Origin of the sequence: Parasaccharibacter sp. TMW 2.1884 (assembly GCF_023337695.1) — a bacterium.
GTDB lineage: Bacteria > Pseudomonadota > Alphaproteobacteria > Acetobacterales > Acetobacteraceae > Bombella > Bombella apis.
In genome coordinates, this window is sequence record NZ_QORR01000002.1 from 107,075 (window position 1) to 125,569 (window position 18,495).

Genomic DNA, 18,495 nt, shown 5'->3' on the forward strand with positions numbered 1-18,495 from the left:
CCCCTCTCTGCCCCGAAGGTGGGAGGGGCGCCGTTTCTGTCAGATGACAGCCAGCGTTTCCTTGCCATCAGGTGGCGGGAAGGCTGCATCAAGGGCCGCCAGATCGTCATGGGAGAGCCGGATTTCCTGAGCGGCGATATTGAGGGCCTGATGATGGGGCGTGCCGGCTTTGGGAATGGCGATCATGTTCCTGCGACGCAGCACCCATGCCAGGGCGATCTGCGCCGGTGTGGCGCGGCCGAGGCTGGTTTCATGCTGGTGGGCAATGGCCCGCAGGGCAGGGTGATGCAGCAGCTCGCCCCCTTGGCCGATCGGGCAATAGGCCATGCTGGTGATGTGCGCCTGTTCGTCCCGTGGCAGCAGGTCATACTCCGTGCCACGATATTCCAAGCTGTAGAGAATCTGGTTGACGAGAGGATAGGCTCCCAGCTCAGCCAGATCGTTCATGTCGGCCGTATCGAAATTGGAAACCCCCCAGTCCCGGATCAGCCCCCGTTCCTTCAGTGTTTCAAAGGCGTAGAGTGTTTCAGTGAAGGGAGTGGAACCGGGCCAGTGCAGGAGATAAAGGTCCAGATGGTCCGTGTTGAGATGTCTCAGCGAGCGTTCGCAGGCTTCTATCGTTCCTCTGGAGGTGGCATTGCCCGGCAGGACCTTGCTGATGAGAAATGCCTGATCCCTTCGCCCCCGCAGGGCTTCGCCGACCACCTCTTCTGAGCGGCCATGGCCGTACATTTCTGCCGTATCGATGATTCTGAGGCCAGAATCCAGCCCGCTCTGCAGGCTGTGGACTTCGTGAGCCCGCAGGGCTGCATCATCGCCCATACGCCATGAGCCCATGCCGAGCGCTGGAAGCGTGATGCCGTTTCTGAGTGTGACAGTAGGATAGGGAGTCGTGGTCATATGATATCCTTCCCTTGGGCACGGACGAGCGGACTCGCCCCCGTGTGCACAGGGTAAGCCTGTGCCGGACGGAGGAAAAGGCATTTCGCACGGAGGTTCTGCCACGCCATGGGAGAAGAGGCGCTTTGTGGCGGACGTCAGCCAGTTTTTCAGGGAAATAAAAATGGTGCCCAAGGGCGGGATCGAACCACCGACACTGCGATTTTCAGTCGCATGCTCTACCAACTGAGCTACTTGGGCACCGGGCCATGGCAGCAGAGCCACCCGGCTATGGAGAGGGGTTTACCCTATGCAGGGCGGGTTATCAACCCTCTTTGCAGAAGAAAATGCACGGATCAGCGGGCTGATTCAGCGGGTTATGGCCCCCGGGATCAGGGCCTGTGGCGGGAGGTTTCCTCCGCCAGCCGTGCGGCCTCGGCTTCCAGTTCTTCCGGGTCGTTGTCCTGCCGCAGGGACGGCACACGGTAATCCCCCTTGAACCAACGGCCAAGGTCCACATCAGCGCAGTGCTGGGAGCAGAACGGGCGGAAGGCGGGCATGGTGGGTTTCTGGCAGATCGGGCAGCTCATGAGAGACTCCAGCAGGATGATGGAGACACGGGATGACTGAGGAGGGTAAGGCGATGGCCTGTGAGATGGAAGAGGTCTTCCAGCGCCCCGGAATCGGCTTCAAGTGCCTGGATGATGGCTGGTGGTGCGTGGAGCCGGTCGCCCCTCAGCCCCTCACTGGCGATGCGCTGGAGGATGGCCAGCCCTTGCCCGTGGGGTGAGGCGTACAGCTCATGCAGCGGGGCCCGATGGCGGGGGCGGGTCATTTCCAGCAGGCCACCGGGCGTGATGCCGGTGATGCGGGGCTGGAGCGGGTCCTGCTCCCTGTCCGCTGCCTTGCGGAGGAACGGGACAAGGGCGGGCCGTTTGCTGCTGCGGACACCTGCCGGGTCGATCAGGATGGTACCGGAGAGATTGCGTAGCCGGATTTCCCGCAGGAGTGGGCCGAAACAGGCCAGATTGGCGGCAAAGTCCGGGGTCTGATGGGCGTCCAGATCAATGGCGGTGAGGGCATGGGTGGGCGTGATATGGGCTGTCAGCGGTCCGACCCGGGCATCCGGGCTGGTCAGGGCGGCCCAGTCGGCCTCCAGAACCTCATCAAAGCTGCGGCTTACCCGGTGCAGGCGGGCATGAAGACGGGGCGGCAACCGGGCCGCCAGGGCGGCACTGTCGGTCAGGATGGGGCAGTCTGATGGGGCCAGCCCCAGAATCTCATCCAGTGGCGTGGGACCGGATGTGAGACGGCGGGGGGCAGTTCCGGCCTCCATGTCCTCCGGCCATGGGAGGGCACGCAGGCGCAGGCCCTTGCCATTCTGTGCCGAACGGGTCACCTGGGCACGGACGAGACTGCCTTCGGGAGGGAGTTTGCGCCCTTTCATGAAGCCCGTACAGGCTGGACTGGCCAGCTCGACGAAAGCCCCGCCCAGGGCTGGCGCATGGGCGGTGATGCGGACGATATGGACATCCCCCCAGCCATCCGGCGCACCGGGCCGCCAGAGGGCAGCATCCAGCAGCGCATCGTCCTTCAGCAGGGCGATGCGGATTTCTCCGGGCGCACTGGCAAGACGGATTTCCATGCCGTGTCAGCGCAGCCAGTGCTGTCCGGCGGGCAGGGGCTGACCCCGGAGCAGCTGGGCGGTCTCGAACAGGGGCAGGCCGATCACGCCGGAGGGGCTTCCCCCGACCTGCCGGATGAAGGCGGCCGCCTGCCCCTGAAGGCCATAGCCACCAGCCTTGCCGTGCCAGTCTCCCCCTTCGATGAGGGCGTCAATCTGCCGGGGTGTCAGGCGATTGAAGATGACGTGGCTTTCTACCACACGCTCGCAGTAGCGGCCTTCGGTCCAGTCTGCTGTCGGCTGGCAGACCACGGCGGTGAAAACCTTGTGGCGGCGGCCGGAGAGAAGGGTGAGGCAGCGGCGGGCTGTCTCGGCATCTTCTGCTTTGGGCAGGATGCGCCGCCCGGCCGCCACGACCGTGTCAGCCCCGATGATGAGGGCGGGACCATCATGGCGGGCGGCGACATGGGCCGCCTTGGCCCGGGCCAGCCGCAGCGCATGGGGACGGGGAAGTTCGTCCTTCTGCGGGGTTTCATCCAGGTCTGCCGGGCAGACAGCATCCGGCTCCACCCCGATCTGGCGGAGCAGGGCGATGCGGCGGGGCGAGGCAGAGGCCAAGATGAGGGCGGGCCGGGAGGAATCAGCCATGAGGGAAGAGATGGTCCTGTCTTCCGCTGTCTTACTTGAAGCGGAAGGTGATGCGACCCTTGCTGAGGTCGTAAGGGGTCATCTCGACATTGACCCGGTCACCGGCCAGCACGCGGATGCGATTCTTGCGCATCTTGCCGCTCGTATGGGCGAGAATGGTGTGCTCATTGTCCAGCGTGACGCGGAACATGGCATTGGGCAGAAGCTCAGTCACCGTGCCGGTAAATTCGATCAGGTCTTCTTTAGGCATGAATATCCCTTGCAGGAAGTGGGTAGAAACTGTGTGGGCCACGGGCCAGCTCTGGAGAGGCCTGGCCTGCAGCCCCGTCATGACGGCGCATTATGTGCGGGCACGGAGGTGGGACGTCAAGGTTTTTTGCTGGGTGGAGCGGGATCAGGCAGGCGGGCTTTGGCCTGCCAGCAGTACCATGCCAGTGTGGAGCGATGGGGACTGAAGCCCATCGTGGCGTCCCGCAGCTGGCGGGGTGTGGGGCGGACAGGCAGTTTTTTCAGCCTCTTCCATCCTTCCTGAACGCCAAGATCGCCCGCTGGCAGGACATCCGGCCTGTTGAGATGGAAGATGAGCAGCATTTCGACTGTCCATTGTCCCACGCCACGCAGGGCTGTCAGCTGTTTTATCAGTGTGGCGTCATCCAGCTGGCGGGCTTCAGCGAGGCTAGGCACCAGCCCGTCCAGCCGTCCCCGGGCGATGGCCCGCAGGCTGGCGGCCTTGGTGGCGGAAAGGCCGCAGCGGCGCAGGGTGGCATCATCAAGGGCCAGAAGTTCCTGTGGTGCAGGGGGAGGCCCGTTTTCGTCATGGTCGGCCCCAAGGGCGCAGAGACGCCTGAAGATGGTCCTGGCCGCAGCATTGTGGAGCTGCTGGCCCGTCACAGCCTTGATGAGTGAGGCATAGGGATCGATTGTCTGCGGGTCTGGCGCAGCCTGTTCGTGCAGGCGGCAGGGGCCGACGGTGGCGATGAAGGCTGCCAGATCGGCATCCCGGGCAAGGCAGGCAGGTGGATGCATGGAACGGACTTTCTTCATGGGGCTGATGGTGGTGGAAGGGGGTTACACAAAAGTAGCGGTGGGGCACTTTTCCGGTGATGACAATATGGCCCTTTTTGAGGCACAAGGGAGGGGTCATGATCCTTATCAGTCTGCGCCCCTCTTTTTGCCAGCGGGTTTTCCGCCCGTGACGATGCAGGACGCCCCTTTGCAGAGGCGCCGGGAGCGGCTGGGAGATCATGCCGAACCCGTGGCCGGGTTGCGGACTGAAGCGCGCACCCCCATGCGGCGGACGCAGGTTCTGGTCGATCCACCACTGTTCGGGCCGCTGTTTCTGGCGGCCAGTGTCCATGGGATTGTCCTCTGGCTGATGATGCAGACCAGCGCTGCCGTGCATGGTACGCCAAATGGTGCACAGCAGCCGCAGGTGGAGATGGTGTTTGATGCCCCTCCGGCAAAGCACAGCATGAAGGGGGAGCCGACACATGAGGTTGGTGGTGCGGCCAGCGCTCCGGCGCCGACCACGCCGGAGGAGGCAACCCCAGCCCCGATGGAGCCGACGCCTCACACGCCGTCTTCCCCGCCGACGGCCCTCTCACCTACCGGGGAGCTGACCCGTGCGGAGATGTCGGAAAAGCCGCTCTCCAGGGCTGCTCCCCGTCGCCCCCGCCGGAGCCGGGCAACCCCGACGCATCAGCGTATGACCCGGCAGAGCGAGACGAACCCTTTCGCTCACCCGATGGATCTGTCCTTTGATGGTGAGCCAGCCTTGCATCCTCACAAGCGGGGGCGCCATGGGGGGACACGGGGGCCGGTCGATTTCTCTCTCGGGCCGCTCAGCCTGAATGGGCAGATCAATGCGCCGTACAAGACGAGCAGCAGCGTCCGGGGTGTCAGCTCCGATTATGGGAGCGAGATTGACCGTTGGGTGCGGAACCACATGTTCTACCCCGATGAGGCTGTGCAGAACGGGGAAGAGGGGCCATCCTCCGTCCATGTAGTGATTGACAGGAGCGGGAAGGTCATCCGTGTGCGGCTGACGGATTCATCAAACTCTTATGCGCTGGATGCCGCCACGACAGGCATGTTCCAGGGGGCGCAGCTCCCTCCCGTTCCGCCGGACATGCAGGGTGACCATTTTGATCTGGATGTGACGATCCATTACATGCTGATCCGCCATTAGGGGCTCTGGCCAGCGCTCCCCCTGTGGTCAGGAGAGGGAAAGGGCGTTAAGTTGCGGGGCCTGCCGGTCGGGTCCGGTCGGCTCTTGTCCAGAAATATTGCAGGGAAAGTGGGCTGTTCATGCGCTTCTGTCGTAAGCTGCTGCTATCAGGGCTGTGTGTGCCTCTTCTCGGACTGGGGGGGTGCCTGCAGGTGTACAAGCCATTTGCCCATAATCCGGGCAATCAGGCCCAGCATCTTGTCAGGGACAACATTCCGCCTGCCCGGCTGGCCGTGCCTGTTCCCGTGCCAGAGAAAGCGCCATGGCGGGCGCCTACGGCCATGTGGGCACGGGATGTCGTGATCGCCCTGGTGGGGCAATCCATTCCTGCCGTGGCGAAGGTGCCGGAGCCGGGGGACTGGTGGGTCAGGCTGGGGGCTGTCCGGGCGGAGAATGGGGGTATCCGCCCCCGCTATGCGATTGTCGGGCCGGATGGCAAGGTGAAGGCCCGTGGCTTTGGTGCCGTGATTGATGAGGAAGGCTGGCGCAGCGCCGACCCGGCGGCCCTGAACACGGTGGCCCTCCAGATGGCCCCGGAAATCGCCCGTGAGCTGACAGAGATACAGACCCGCATGATGATGGATGACCCGCAGAGTCTCATGCACCGTTCGGCCCGCATCTGTTTCGAGGGGGTACAGGGCGCCCCGGGTGATGGCAACAAGTCTCTGGCCGAGGCGTTCTACATGATGCTGCCGGACAGCCACAACAGTGTGCAGACCACACGCACTGGGGCGGATTACATCGTGAAAACCGTGGTCAGCATCAAGCCTTCACCGGATGCTCCTCCGCCGGGAGAGGGGCCGAAACAGCAGGTTACCATCGTCTGGCACGTGACAACCCCACAGGGCGTGGAGGCCGGGGCGGCCACGCAGGTTCATGATGTTCCCGCACATTCTCTGGATGGCCCATGGGCTGATGTGGCCGGCGCTGCGGCGCAGGAGGCTGCCGAAGCGGTGAAGACCATCGTTACCAACTATTCAGGCCGGTCTCGCAAGGCGGCGACGGCTCCGTCCGATATTGGCGGGGATGCGTCCCGTGAGAAGGATGGCATGAAAAAATTCGTTGCAGGGCCGGAGCCGGAGGGCAGTGCCCCCAGATGATGGCAGCCCGGCCTTTCTGGGAACAGACGGAACGGGGACATTCCCTGCCGCAGGGAGTGTCCCCGTTTCTCTGAAATCCCGCACAGGATAGACGTCTCCTCGAATGGACAGGGTGTATCAACCAACTTATACAGGTTGCAGATTGATATTTGCTGGCCTGTCATGCGTTCCATTTTTCTGAAATGTCTACTGGTTTCATGGGCCGTTGTGCATTGTCAGCCTGTATTGGCCGACGTTTATCATCCTGACTTTGACTGTAGCCGGATGGACAGGAACGAACCGGGACAGGTTCTTCTCTGTTCGGATTCTGATTCAGCCAGAAGTGAACTGGTTCTGGATCAGGCCTATTATGCCCTGCGCCATCAGAGTGCGGCCTACAGTCTTCCCCAGCTGAAGGCGGAGCTGATCCATGATCTTGCACCGTTGCAGGCGTGTTTTTCACCGGCGGGTGTGCAGGGGGAGAGCCAGGCCCAATGCTACCAGCGGGTTGTGGCGCAGGTTGCGGATAGATACCGCTCCCGCCTGACAGGTCGTGCGCATGAGGAAGCGACCCGTCCGATTGATGCCCATATTGCCCTGCAAAGAAAACTGCAGGCGCTCGGCTTTCTGCCGGCTGCCGTCGTGCCGGATGGCGTATATGGCGAGGCGACCCGGCGGGCCATCCTGCGCTGGCAGGAGCAGGCCGGGCAGTCCAGCCGGGACGGATTTCTGGGAGATGATGATGCCAGGGTGCTGATGCCGGACCTGGCTGTTGCTCCGGCCCCATCTGAGGCTTCTCCGTCCCCACCTGAACGTGCTGCACCCCGTCAGGCAGAGGCAGGCACAGTCGGCGGGGATGGACTGGTTGCGTCCGTCCTGCGGCAGAGTGGAACAGCCGGTGCGGCCGGGCCTCAGCCATCCCCGCCGTCTCCAGACAGTACGGCTCCCCAGCAGGAGGCTGCATCTCCCCAGACAGAGGATCATGAAACGGCAGGGGGACTTTTTTCCCTGCTGTCCGTGCCGTTCTGGTTGCTGGGGGCTGTCATTCATATGTGCGGGGCCGTTCTGGCGGGCGTCTGGCACGTGTTGATCTTCATCCTTCTTTTGCCCGTAAGGCTCGTCCGGTTGATCTGGAGCTTCATCACCTGGCTGTTCAGCTGGAAGGGGCTGCTTCTTTTGATTGTCGGTCTGATTGTGAATGGCCTCCGCTCTGCAGAAAAGAAGGATGATTCCGCCCAGTCGTCAGAGTTTCCGTCCAGGGAGGAAGAGGCGGCGCAGGAGCAGCAGGAGCGGGCACAGGCCTATCGCCGGGCCAGACAGTCCGGCTCCGCCCCACCGGAGGATGAGCCCTGGCATATCGTGCTGGAGGTTTCTGCAACGGCCTCTGCCGAGGAGATCACGGCCTCATACAGGCGGTTGATGAAGCAGCATCACCCGGACCGCTTTGCGCAGGAGGGAGGTGCTGCCTACGAGGCAGCCGTGGTAAAAAGCAAGAAGATCACCGAAGCCTACCGCTATGCCAAAACACTGAAACAGTTCTCGGAAAAGACAGGCCGGACGTCCCGGCAGAAACCGGAACCTGAGACGGATCCGCCACCTTCCGGCTTCGCCTCCAGCAGGGAGCAGGAAGCGTATCAGGCGGTCGGGATGATGTGGGCTGGCTGGATCAGTGAGCTGGCTCTTGCTGATGGTCAGCTTCTGCTGGACCATCTCGTGGCCCGGCGCCTGCGGGAGGCGTTCCGGTTTCTGTCTGCGCTGGTGCAGCCGATGGGTGGCGAGACCGCCCGGAACGTGCTGGAGGAGCTGGAGGCTGGCCGTTCATGGCAGGATTTCCGGCGTTGTTCGGTGCATGTGCACGGTCTGCTGCTTCAGGTGAACAGGGCAGAGACGGCCAGAAAGCGGCGGCGGCAGGAACAGCAGAGAGCCTGGGAGAGGGAAGAGGCAGAGCGGCGGCGTGAACAAGCCCGGCGGGACTGGCAGCGGGCCAGAAATGCGCCCCCCGCGGACAGGGCCTGGCATGTTGTGCTGGAGGTCTCCGAGGGGGCTTCCAATGAGGAGATCACCAGTGCCTACAGGCGGCTTGTCAAGCAGCACCATCCAGACCGTTTTGCCCATGTTGGTGGGGACGTCTATCAGGAGGCTGTCCGCCGGACGGCGGAAATCACACAGGCCTATCGTTATGTGCGGCAGTACCGGCGGTTCTGACCTGTGGGCGTGGACGGGAGAGCATACGGCATTTCATGGTAAACAGGTGGTAAATTAATCGTTCCGAAATAGGTCTGCTGGAAAATCATGACATTGATCGGGCGGGCTGATAGAAGGAGCTGAACCGCATCTTACCGTCCTTCTATGAAAAGTACCCGTCATGAAGATCGTTGCCTGCAACAGTAACCTGCCTCTGGCCCAGGCTGTGGCTGATGAGCTTGAAATCCCTTTGTGCAAGACATCCATTCGCCGCTTTGCGGATGGTGAGGTGTTTGTCGAGATTCAGGAAAACGTGCGTGGGGAGGACATGTTTGTCCTTCAGAGCACCTGCATGCCAACCAATGATCATCTGATGGAACTTCTTGTCGTGCTGGATGCCCTGCGGCGCGGCTCTGCACGCCGTGTCACGGCGGTGATGCCTTATTTTGGCTATGCCCGGCAGGACCGCAAGTCCGGTCCCCGCACGCCCATCAGTGCCAAGCTTGTCGCCAATCTGCTGACAGAAGCGGGTGCCAACCGCATCTTGACGATGGACCTGCATGCCATGCAGATTCAGGGTTTTTTCGATATTCCCACGGACAACCTCTACGCAGCACCGCTCTTTGTGCGGGACCTGATTTCCCGTCACCCGGACCCGGGAAAACTGATGATCGTTTCGCCGGATGTGGGTGGGGTGGTGCGGGCCCGTCAGCTGGCCCGCAGGCTGAATGTGGACCTGGCCATCATCGACAAGCGTCGTGAGCGCGCTGGTGTGTCTGAAGTGATGAATGTGATTGGCGATGTGTCCGGCCGTTTCTGCGTACTGGTGGATGACATCATCGATAGCGGCGGGTCTCTCTGCAATGCTGCTGAAGCCCTGATGAAGCACGGTGCTGCCGGGGTGGAGGCCTATGTGACGCATGGTGTGCTGACAGGCAATGCCTGCAAGCGGGTGCAGAGCAGCCCGCTTTCCATGCTGACCCTGACAGACAGCATCCCTGCGACGGATGAGCTGAAGGCAACGTCCAACATCCGGCAGATTCCTACGGCCAATCTGCTGGGCCGTGCCATCCGGGCCGTGGCGGATGAAAGCTCGGTCTCCACTCTTTTTGACTGAGATCTTTTTGATTGAGAGGTGCTTTGCGTGGCCAGGGGCATGAGACAGGTCCCGCCACGCTCTGACGGGATTTTGGGGAGGGTCAGGAAATGACACAGCTTCGGGCAGAACCGTACTGGTTTCTCCGTCATGGCGAAACGGACTGGAATGCACGCCATCTCTCCCAGGGGCGGACGGATATTCCCCTGAATGAGACCGGCCTGACACAGGCCCGCCTGGCAGGCCGCCAGCTGGCAGACCTGTTCGAGGCGGGGATGCGGCCCTTCACGCATATCGTAAGCTCTCCGCTCAAGCGGGCTTTCGTCACAGCCGAGCATGTGCGGGATGCGATCCGGGATCGGACGGGCCTTGATCTGCCGCTGATAAAGGATGCAGACCTTCAGGAGGTCAGCTTTGGTGTGCAGGAAGGCCAGCCGATGGGAGACTGGTACAATACATGGATCAACGGCACGTTTGTCCCGGAAAAGGGTGAGGATTTCCTCACGCTGAAGACCCGTGGTGTCCAGGCGCTCAACAGGGCGCAGGAGGCTGGAGAGGGAGCCCCCCTGATCGTGGCGCATGGGGCATTGTTCCGTGGGCTGCGGGCAGCCATGGGGCTGGAGATCAATGTCCGTCTGCCCAATGCCGTACCGCTGAAGGCCACGCCGGAGGAAGAAGGCTGGGTGCTGAAACTGCTTTCGGCCTGAGATTTCCCCCGCTGAAGAAAAGGCCGCTTCCGTCTCTGTCAGGAAGCGGCCTTTTTCATGTCTGGATGGTTTGGCGGCCGTCAGCTTACCACGGCACAAGCGTGGTGGAGAGGCGTTTGGCATCCTTCGGGCTGACACCGAGGTCATTGCGGTTCCACCATCCCCCGCCGAGAGCCTGGAACAGGCCGACCGTATCGGAAAGGCGGGTGACCTTGTCCTGTGCGACGGAAATCTGGTCCTGCGCCACGGCCATGCGGGCCTGTGCCACGTCAATCTGGCTGTTGTCCCCCAGCCTGTGCTGGGCTTCTGCAATGTGCAGGGCCTGTGTGGCGGCGTCCAACCCATTCTGGTCGGCCAGAAGTGTGCTGCCATCCAGCTCTACGGCATGGAGGCTGTCTGCCACATCGCTGACGGCAGACATGATGGCAGCCTTGTAATATTCCTTGGCCTGTTCGTAATTGGCTTTGGCCTCCCGCTGGGCATGAAGCAGTGACCCTCCCTGGAAAATGGGTTGGGTGACCGTGGCAGCCAGCATCCAGTTGCCCATTCCAGGCTTGAACATCTTGCTCATGCTGTCCACAGCCTCGCCCGGCAGGGCACTCAGCTGCACATTGGGGAGGCGGTTGGCAATGGCAATGCCGAGCTGCGCCCCGGCAGAGCGGATCTGCGCCTGTGCAGAGGCGATGTCAGGCCGTTGCAGGAGGAGCTGGGCCGGCAGGCTGACGGGCAGCTGATGCGGCAGGGTGAAGTCTTTCAGCTCGAAGATGGGCAGGTCCGCATTGGGGCTGAGGCCCACCAGAGTGGCCAGCTGGTCCCGGGTCTGGGCAAGCTGTGTCCGGAGAGGAGGTAGATCCGCCTGAAGTTGCGCCAGCGAATCCCGCAGCAGGAGCTGGCTCTGGCGGGACTGGTCCCCCAGGCCGACCTGATTCTGATTGATGCGGACCATGGCTGCCTGCTGGGCGATCAGAACTTCCTTGGCACGGATCTGCTCACGGAGACCCGCCTCGGTGATGGCCGTGTTGACGATGTTGGAGATCATCGTCAGCGTCGTGGCCTCCAGCTGGAAGCGCTGGATATCCGCCTGGGCTTTGGCGTTGCGAATGGCAAGGCGGGAGCCACCCCAGAGATCGGGCACATAGCCGATGTTCAGCTGGGCCGTGTGCAGGTTATAGAGCCATTCATTATTGTTCGGCACGGGCGAGAGTGCCTTGGAGGTCTTGTTGCGTGTCGGAATGAACTGGGCAGAAATGCTCGGATAGAGTGACGCACCCTCAACACGGCGCTGCTCCCATGCTGCCCGCAGGCCAGCCTGCATGGCTTTCAATGTCTGGTTGTTGGTCAGGGCCAGCTCCACCATCTGGTTCAGACGGGGATTCTGGAAGGCCTCCCACCATCTGCCGGGAACATCTGCCCCGGAGATGAACTGCTGGCGGTGGAGGAGGCTGTCGCTGCTTCTGTCCCGTCCAGCTTCAGACTGGGTGATGTTCTTCTGGCTGTATCCTGTCCTCTCTGGCAGGGGGGGAATGTCCTTGGAGGAAGGGCCGACAATGCAGCCCCCCAACCCGGCAGCCATGCCGCCAAGAAGAACACTGGCCAGCAATCGGGAGGAACGGCCCCTCATGCAGGGGGTGGAATGCTGTTTCATGTCAGGCCTCCTGCTCTTTCTGGCTGGTCCTGCGGCTGACCCATTCTTCCAGACGGCAGAAGCAGACTGGCAGGATGAAGAGGGTCAGCAGGGTGGCAATGCCCAGCCCACCGACAACGACCGTCGCCAGGCCACGCTGCACATCGGTTCCCACACCTGTGGCCAGAGCGGCGGGCAGCATCCCGACGCTGGCCACGGTTGCTGTCATCAGCACGGGGCGGAAGCGTTCGGTTGCTCCCAGCCGGGTGGCCTCCCGTATGTTGCCACCAGCACCAAGATGACGGTTGATGTTGGATACCATGATGATCCCGTTCTGGATGGCCACACCAAACAGGGCGATGAAGCCGACCGCCGTGGCAATGTTCAGTGTTTCGGCCCGTAGATGCAGGGCGATCAGCCCGCCCAGGGCGGCAAGTGGCACAATGCCGATGATGAGCAGCGCATGGCGGAACTTCTGGAACTCCGCATAGAGCAGCCCCAGCATGACGGCGAACATGACGCCCAGGGCTGCCACGAGGCGGACTTGGGCGTGCTGGGCCTCCTGGAAGGTTCCGGCCCATTCCAGACGGAACTTCTGGTGGTCGTAATGGACGTTCTGGTCGATGAGCTTCTGGGCATCGTCAAGGTAGAGGGACATGGGCCGGTTGCCATTATCCACCTGAAGGGTGATCTGCCGCTCGCCCATCTCATGGGCGATGCTGCTTTCACCCATCTGGAGACGGATATGGGCAATTTCAGCCAGAGGGATGGCACTGCCATCACCCGTAATCATGGGAATCTGGCCCAGCAGCTGGAGGTTGGAACGCTGCGTGTTGTCGATGCGCAGGGTCGCATTGTAGAAGCGGTCGCCCTCAATCACGCTGGTCAGCGGGGCATCGCCGATGGCGCTGTTGATGACATCCGTTACATCATTGATGCTGATGCCATAACGGGCGGCTTTCAGCCGGTCTGGTGTGATTGCAATCTGTGGAATCTTGGGTTCCTGGAAGATGTCGGCCTGCACGGTGCCGGGTACCTGCCAGAGCTGCTGGACGACCTGCTTGCCAAGGGTACGCAGGCCCGAGAGGTCGTCCCCATAGATGCGCATGACCAGCGGGCTGTGCGCTCCGCCAAGCTGATCGCTGAGATTGTCCTCGATCGGCTGGCTGATGGAGAAGGAAATGCCAGCGATCTTGTTCAGGCGGGCCCGGAGTTTCGTGATGAACTCGGCTTTGGTCTCGCCGTGGGCCCACTGGTTGTAGGGCGTCAGGCCAACGGGCATTTCGATGTGGGAGGGCGTCCATGGGTCCGTACCATCATCCGAGCGACCAAGCTGCGTTATGGCATAGGATGTCTCCGGGAACTCCCGTACCGCACGACGGATTTCCGAAGCCTTTTCCTGCCCTTTTTCCAGTGAGATGCCCGTTGGCATCTGCACCTGGAGCCACAGCGCCCCTTCATCAAGGTCAGGCAGGAACTCCCGGCCCGTCGTGACCCCAAGGGCAATGACGGTCACCAGTGCCAGTCCGGCACTGACGAAGGGGATGACAGGGTGATCAATCAGATGGCGGAGCAGGGCGTCATAATATTTGTGCAGCCAGTCCAGTGGCCTGTTGTGCCAGATGGGCCGTGGCTTGCGCAGGGCCAGGAAGGACATGGTGGGTGTCAGGGCCAGGGCGCAGAGCAGCGCTCCCAGCAGGGCGAAGCTGACTGTCCAGGCCATGGGGCGGAAGATTTTGGCCTCGCTGCCTTCAAAGGCGAAGAGGGGACTGTAGGCCACCACGATGATGATGGTGGAGGCGAAGATGGCCCGGCCCGCACGGCGGGTGATGGCAAGAATGTCCGGCTGGTTCAGCGGGAGGTTGGGGTGCTCCTCCCTGTGGCGGAGGATGACCTCGGTGATGACGATGGCTCCATCGACGATCACGCCAAAATCCACGGCTCCGAGGGAGAAAAGGTTGGCCGCCATGCCGCAGGCCCGCATGAGGATGAAGGCGAATGACAGCGCAAAGGGAATGGTCACCGCCGTGATGGCGGCACTGCGGGGCGAGCCCAGGAAGAAGGTCAGGATGACCAGCACGAGGCCGATCCCCTCAAGAATCGTTTCGCTGACCTTGTCCGTTGTGGATTTTACGAGGTTGTCACGGTCCAGATACGGAACAATGCGGATATGTTTGGGTTTGAGCTGTGTCTGGAGCTTGGCGACGGCAGAGTGCAGGTCATCCAGCACCTGTGAGGGATTGGCGCCCCGCAGCATGGTCACGACCCCTTCGATCGTATCCGGATTGCCGTTTTTCCCAAGCATCCCTTCCCGGACCTGATGGCCGAATTCGATCCGTCCCAGCTCGGAGAGGAAAATGGGAATACCATCATGATGGCCGATGACGGTGTTGCGCATGTCCTCCAGAGAGTGGATCTGCCCCACGCCACGGATAATGTAGGACTGCTCACCACGGGTGACGCGGCCACCACCAGCATTGGCATTGCTGTTGCGGATGGCGTTCATCACATCGCTGATGCTGATGCCAAAGCGGATGAGGGCGTTGGGGTCGAGGATCAGCTGATATTCCCGGGTGAAACCGCCGAAATTGTCGATGTTCACCACGCCGGGCACCCGCTGGAGGGCGGGAATGATCTCCCACCGCTGCACGTCGGAGATGGTCATGAGGTCCTGATCGTCGGACTCGACCGTGTAGCGGTAGATTTCTCCGCTGGCCCCGGAGATGGGGCCAAGGGAGGGCTGGGCACCGCCTGTCAGCTGGAGGCCGTCAAGCTGGCTCTGCACCAGCTGGCGGGCACGGTAGATGTCCTCTCCATCCTTGAAGATGAGCGTGATGAGCGAGAGGCCGAATGTCGTGCTGGAGCGGCTCTCCACAACACCGGGGACGGCTGCCAGTTCACGCTCGACAGGCGTGGTGACCTGATGTTCCATCTCCTCGGCAGCAAGACCGTTGACCTGCGTGGTGACCAGAACACTGGCCGGGCCGAGGTCCGGGTAGGCCTCCACGGGCAGCTGTTTCCACGCCAGCATTCCGGTGACGAACAGAGCTGCGGTAAGAAAAGCGACGGCCTTGCGGTGACCAAAGCACCATGTGATGAATTTCTCGATGAACATGACTGCTCAGCGGTCCTCAGTAATCATTGAGCAGGATGGCCCCATGCGTGATGATACGCTCACCAGCTTTCAGGCCGGAGAGAATGCGTACGGACTCTCCTTCCTCGTAGCTGATGGTGATGAAGCGGCGGCGGTAGGTGTTGGGGGCTGTCTCCACAAAGACGGAAACCTGGTCATTGTCCATCAGCAGGGCTGTTTTGGGCAGGAGGGGCTGGGCCTGCTGGGTGATGTTCAGCGTGGCGGTGGTGAACTGTCCGGGGCGCAGCGCCCCCTGGGTGTTGTTGCAGCGCAGATAGAGATTCAGGCGGCGGGTATCAGTATGGACGGTGCCGTCCAGCGAGGTGACGGGTCCATGGCATGTCTGGCCGGGGAAGGGGGCTTCCAGCGTCATGCTTGCACCGAGCATGGGCAGGAGGGATTCCGGCAGGCTGGCCTGGATCCAGACAGTGTCCAGATTGGCGACGTTCATCAGGGTTGCTGTCATGTCTGTCACATTCTGGCCGATGCCGGTGGATATGGCGGTGACGATGCCGGAGACAGGCGCTACCAGTGGTTGGTAGCCGGCATTGCCGTCTGTGCCGAGAGCCTGAAGGCGCAGATGGGCACGGGTGGCTTCGGCCTGGGCCTGTTCCAGATCATTTCTGGCAGACTGCATGTCTTTTACGGCATTGCCTCCCGCATTCAGTACGCCAACAGCACGGCGATAGGCCAGCCGGGTAAGGGTGAGGGTTGCCTGTGCTTTGCGGTCATCTGACCATGCCTGTGCCAGGTCACCGGAATACAGGATGGCAAGAACATCGCCTTTCTGTACATGCTGGCCTGTCTGCACATACAGGTTGGCCACCCGCCCGACGACCGGGGAATGGATGTCCACGCTCTGGCCGGGGGAGGCGATGATCTGTGCTGGAAGCTCTACCTGATGGGGGGAGAGGGTTTCCGCGACGGGCTCGACAGTCAGCTGGCCATCCAGCGGCCCTCCGGGCCTGATGCGCAGCAGGTCGCCGTTGTGAGTAACAGCGGGCGGTGGGGCAGTCTCTATGACCCGGTGGGGGACGAGAGACCACACACCCCAGAGAAGCAGAAGAACGATCAGGACGATGCCAGTAATAATCATGTTACGTGAGACACGCATTATTGGGATGTTCTCCGTTCTTCTGACTGCCAGGGCAAAATTCGTTCCCTTCTGACACATGCGCAGTGATTTGTCACGGTATTGTATCTGTACCGTAATATTCGAACTTTATGGATGATGGCTGTCGTGATGAGTAATTGCTGTCCAGTATTGCGACTATATGAAAAAGGGGCCGCAATTACTCTGCGGCCCCTTTCCCGAATGATCTGATGTTGTTGTGGAAAGATCAGAAGCGGTATTCGATACCGGCACCAACAACAGTTGGATGCACGTCATCATGAACACGGACCCGACCACCAGTAATGGGGTTGCCGCGCTGGCTCAGATGAACGCTCTGATTGAACAGAAGGATCTGTTTGATATCGAAGTTGAAGAACCAGTTGCCGACCAGCTGGTAATCAAACCCGAGGTTGAAGCTCGGCCCGACGTTGGTTTTCATGTGCATGGCATCAAACACGGCCCCGTTGAAGGCCCCACCCAGATTGGTGGCCTGATGCATGTTGTGGAAGATGGCCACCGTGATGCCAAGACCGGCATAGGGGTTGAAGCGCTTGTGCGGGCGGAAGTGGTAGGCGGCTGTCAGTGTCGGGGGGAGAATCCAGAAGCTGCCAGCATCCAGCTTGCCCAGGTTGCCGACATGGGCAGCGGCTTCATGACGGGTGGAAGAAGCAATGAGGTCCAGGGAGAGGTGGTCCGTCAGGAAATATTCAAGCGTCAGTTCCGGCATGACCTGGTTGGTCACGCTTACATTGTGGCGGAAGATGCTGCCACCAGCCAGAGCTGCCGCAGGTGAGCTGGCATTCAGCTTGACGCGGGAGCCGGTGTTGTTGGTGATTACGCCGAGAGCGGAGAGGCGGACAACGAAGTCCCCTTTGCCAAGGCCGATCTTGGTATTGGCACAGGTCTGGAAAATGCCGCAGCGATGGTCATCCGGAGCATGAAGATGCACGGAAGCATCCGGAGCAGCCTGCATGGTGCTGGATGCGGATACGGAGGTGTGGGCTCCTGGCGCTGCTGTCTGGGCAACGGCGAAGGAGACAGACCCAAGAGCAAACAGCGCAGCTGTGGCCATCCGGGTGAAGGTGCGGCTCATTTTTCCTAGAATCCTCGATGAGTTACAACGGCGTGGCGAAAATGGACAAAATGTAATTGTTCCTTCCCCGCCTATAAGAATGATCTGCCTCGAAAACAAGAAAAAATTTATAACTGTAATAGGGCATTAACTGAAAATATTCTAGAAATTGATCTATATCAAAAAATGGGGCTTTTCTTATCACTGTCATAAGGAAGGTTTCTTTTCCAAGGGGGGGGGTAACCCGCTAACTCTGACACCGGCTATAGTGAGACAGGAAAGATAATGGTGGAAACAGGTCGCAGCCTCATGGAGGCCGTTCGGGAACGGTGTGGTCGCTGCCCTGGCCGTTCGGTCAGTATCTGCAACGTCATTGAGGACCAGGACCTTCCTGCCCTTGTGGCGGAATCTTCCCGGGTGGTTGTTCAGGCGGGGCGCTGTTTCATACAGGAAGGCGCACCGGCGCACGATTTTTATGTGCTGACAGGCGGCCGGGCCAAGCTGTTCAGTCTCATGCCTGATGGGCGTCGGCAGATTGTCGGTTTTGCAGAAGTGGGAGATTTTCTGGGGCTGGCCTCCTCAGAGAGTTATGCCTTCACCGCAGAAGCTCTGGGAGAGGTGACACTCTGCCGGTTCCCCCATTCTGCCATCGACCGTCTCGTGGAGCGCTTCCCCCGTCTGCATGGTCGCCTCCAGCAGGAGGCTTCCAGCGAGCTGGTCAAGATGCAGGCGCGGCTCATGCTTCTGGGGCGCAAGACAGCCCGTGAGCGTCTGGCCAGTTTCCTTGTCGAACAGGCCAGCCCCTGCTGTGCCCATGCGCTGAAGGATGAGCACGGCCCGCTGACACTGCCCCTGCCCATGTCCCGGACAGACATTGCCGATTATCTGGGGTTGACGATCGAAACGGTGAGCCGGACGTTCAGCCTGTTCAGGAAAGAGGGGCTGATCAGCATCAGGGGGGCCAGTTCCGTCACGCTTCTGTCACCGGGGCTGCTGAGCGACATGGCTGGTGGCATAAAGCGGAGCTGAGCCTTCAGGAGTGTGGCATGGCCTTTTTTTAACTTTGGGGATGTAACCTCGTGGTGTAGTGAATGGACGCATCCGGTAC

16 protein-coding genes and 1 tRNA gene are annotated in these 18,495 nt (G+C 61.2%); 6 read left to right on the forward strand and 11 right to left on the reverse strand.

The window, feature by feature from the left end; translation table 11 throughout:
• Positions 1-39: 39 nt before the first annotated feature.
• From DTI93_RS04760 to DTI93_RS04790, 7 genes are all read right to left on the reverse strand, one after another.
• Complete coding sequence (locus tag DTI93_RS04760; RefSeq protein WP_249079812.1) at positions 40-900, reverse strand: aldo/keto reductase; 861 nt, start codon at positions 898-900, stop codon at positions 40-42.
• A 164-nt stretch (positions 901-1,064) separates the two neighbouring features.
• Positions 1,065-1,140, reverse strand: a tRNA-Phe gene (locus DTI93_RS04765).
• A 131-nt stretch (positions 1,141-1,271) separates the two neighbouring features.
• Positions 1,272-1,469, reverse strand: a complete 198-nt coding sequence (locus tag DTI93_RS04770; protein WP_043559082.1) for a DNA gyrase inhibitor YacG — start codon at positions 1,467-1,469, stop codon at positions 1,272-1,274.
• Entirely contained in the window at positions 1,466-2,524 is a 1,059-nt protein-coding gene (locus tag DTI93_RS04775) for a ribonuclease E/G (protein WP_249079814.1), read from the reverse strand. Before DTI93_RS04775 ends, DTI93_RS04770 begins: the two co-directional genes overlap by 4 nt.
• 6 nt (positions 2,525-2,530) lie before the next feature.
• Positions 2,531-3,151: a Maf family nucleotide pyrophosphatase gene (locus DTI93_RS04780; protein WP_249079816.1), complete on the reverse strand. Its 621-nt coding sequence runs from the start codon at positions 3,149-3,151 to the stop codon at positions 2,531-2,533.
• Positions 3,152-3,182: 31 nt separating this feature from the next.
• Positions 3,183-3,401, reverse strand: a complete 219-nt coding sequence (infA, locus tag DTI93_RS04785) for a translation initiation factor IF-1 (RefSeq protein WP_043559458.1) — start codon at positions 3,399-3,401, stop codon at positions 3,183-3,185.
• A gap of 116 nt (positions 3,402-3,517) precedes the next feature.
• Complete coding sequence (locus DTI93_RS04790) at positions 3,518-4,177, reverse strand: DNA-3-methyladenine glycosylase (protein WP_103765657.1); 660 nt, start codon at positions 4,175-4,177, stop codon at positions 3,518-3,520.
• On the opposite strand from DTI93_RS04790, the gene DTI93_RS04795 reads away from it, so the two are divergent.
• From DTI93_RS04795 to DTI93_RS04815, 5 genes are all read left to right on the forward strand, one after another.
• Positions 4,176-5,339 carry an energy transducer TonB gene (locus DTI93_RS04795; protein WP_249079818.1) on the forward strand — a complete coding sequence of 388 codons (1,164 nt, stop codon included), beginning with the start codon at positions 4,176-4,178 and terminating at the stop codon, positions 5,337-5,339. The two genes, DTI93_RS04790 and DTI93_RS04795, sit on opposite strands and share 2 nt — an antisense overlap.
• Positions 5,340-5,458: 119 nt before the next feature.
• Positions 5,459-6,478 carry a hypothetical protein gene (locus DTI93_RS04800; RefSeq protein ID WP_193599751.1) on the forward strand — a complete coding sequence of 340 codons (1,020 nt, stop codon included), beginning with the start codon at positions 5,459-5,461 and terminating at the stop codon, positions 6,476-6,478.
• Between the two features lie 225 nt (positions 6,479-6,703).
• A complete protein-coding gene (locus tag DTI93_RS04805) occupies positions 6,704-8,662 on the forward strand; it encodes a DnaJ domain-containing protein (protein WP_249079821.1) in 1,959 nt (652 codons plus the stop codon).
• 160 nt (positions 8,663-8,822) lie between these two features.
• Positions 8,823-9,758 (forward strand): ribose-phosphate pyrophosphokinase, encoded by a 936-nt coding sequence (locus DTI93_RS04810; protein ID WP_043559073.1) that lies wholly within the window; start codon positions 8,823-8,825, stop codon positions 9,756-9,758.
• Positions 9,759-9,847: 89 nt separating this feature from the next.
• Positions 9,848-10,444: a histidine phosphatase family protein gene (locus DTI93_RS04815; protein WP_043559071.1), complete on the forward strand. Its 597-nt coding sequence runs from the start codon at positions 9,848-9,850 to the stop codon at positions 10,442-10,444.
• Positions 10,445-10,529: 85 nt separating this feature from the next.
• On the opposite strand, the gene DTI93_RS04820 is transcribed toward DTI93_RS04815, so the two are convergent.
• The 4 genes from DTI93_RS04820 to DTI93_RS04835 form a co-directional block, all read right to left on the reverse strand.
• Positions 10,530-12,089, reverse strand: coding sequence for an efflux transporter outer membrane subunit (locus DTI93_RS04820; RefSeq protein WP_081562414.1), 1,560 nt, complete (start codon positions 12,087-12,089; stop codon positions 10,530-10,532).
• Position 12,090: 1 nt separating this feature from the next.
• Entirely contained in the window at positions 12,091-15,183 is a 3,093-nt protein-coding gene (locus tag DTI93_RS04825) for an efflux RND transporter permease subunit (protein WP_249079824.1), read from the reverse strand.
• A 16-nt stretch (positions 15,184-15,199) separates the two neighbouring features.
• The gene (locus tag DTI93_RS04830) at positions 15,200-16,315 is read right to left on the reverse strand and encodes an efflux RND transporter periplasmic adaptor subunit (RefSeq protein ID WP_193599749.1); all 1,116 of its coding nucleotides are present in this window, start codon (positions 16,313-16,315) and stop codon (positions 15,200-15,202) included.
• Between the two features lie 226 nt (positions 16,316-16,541).
• A complete protein-coding gene (locus tag DTI93_RS04835) occupies positions 16,542-17,408 on the reverse strand; it encodes an OmpW family protein (RefSeq protein ID WP_043559061.1) in 867 nt (288 codons plus the stop codon).
• Positions 17,409-17,672: 264 nt separating this feature from the next.
• On the opposite strand from DTI93_RS04835, the gene DTI93_RS04840 reads away from it, so the two are divergent.
• Complete coding sequence (locus DTI93_RS04840; RefSeq protein ID WP_227449734.1) at positions 17,673-18,416, forward strand: Crp/Fnr family transcriptional regulator; 744 nt, start codon at positions 17,673-17,675, stop codon at positions 18,414-18,416.
• Positions 18,417-18,495 lie beyond the last annotated feature (79 nt).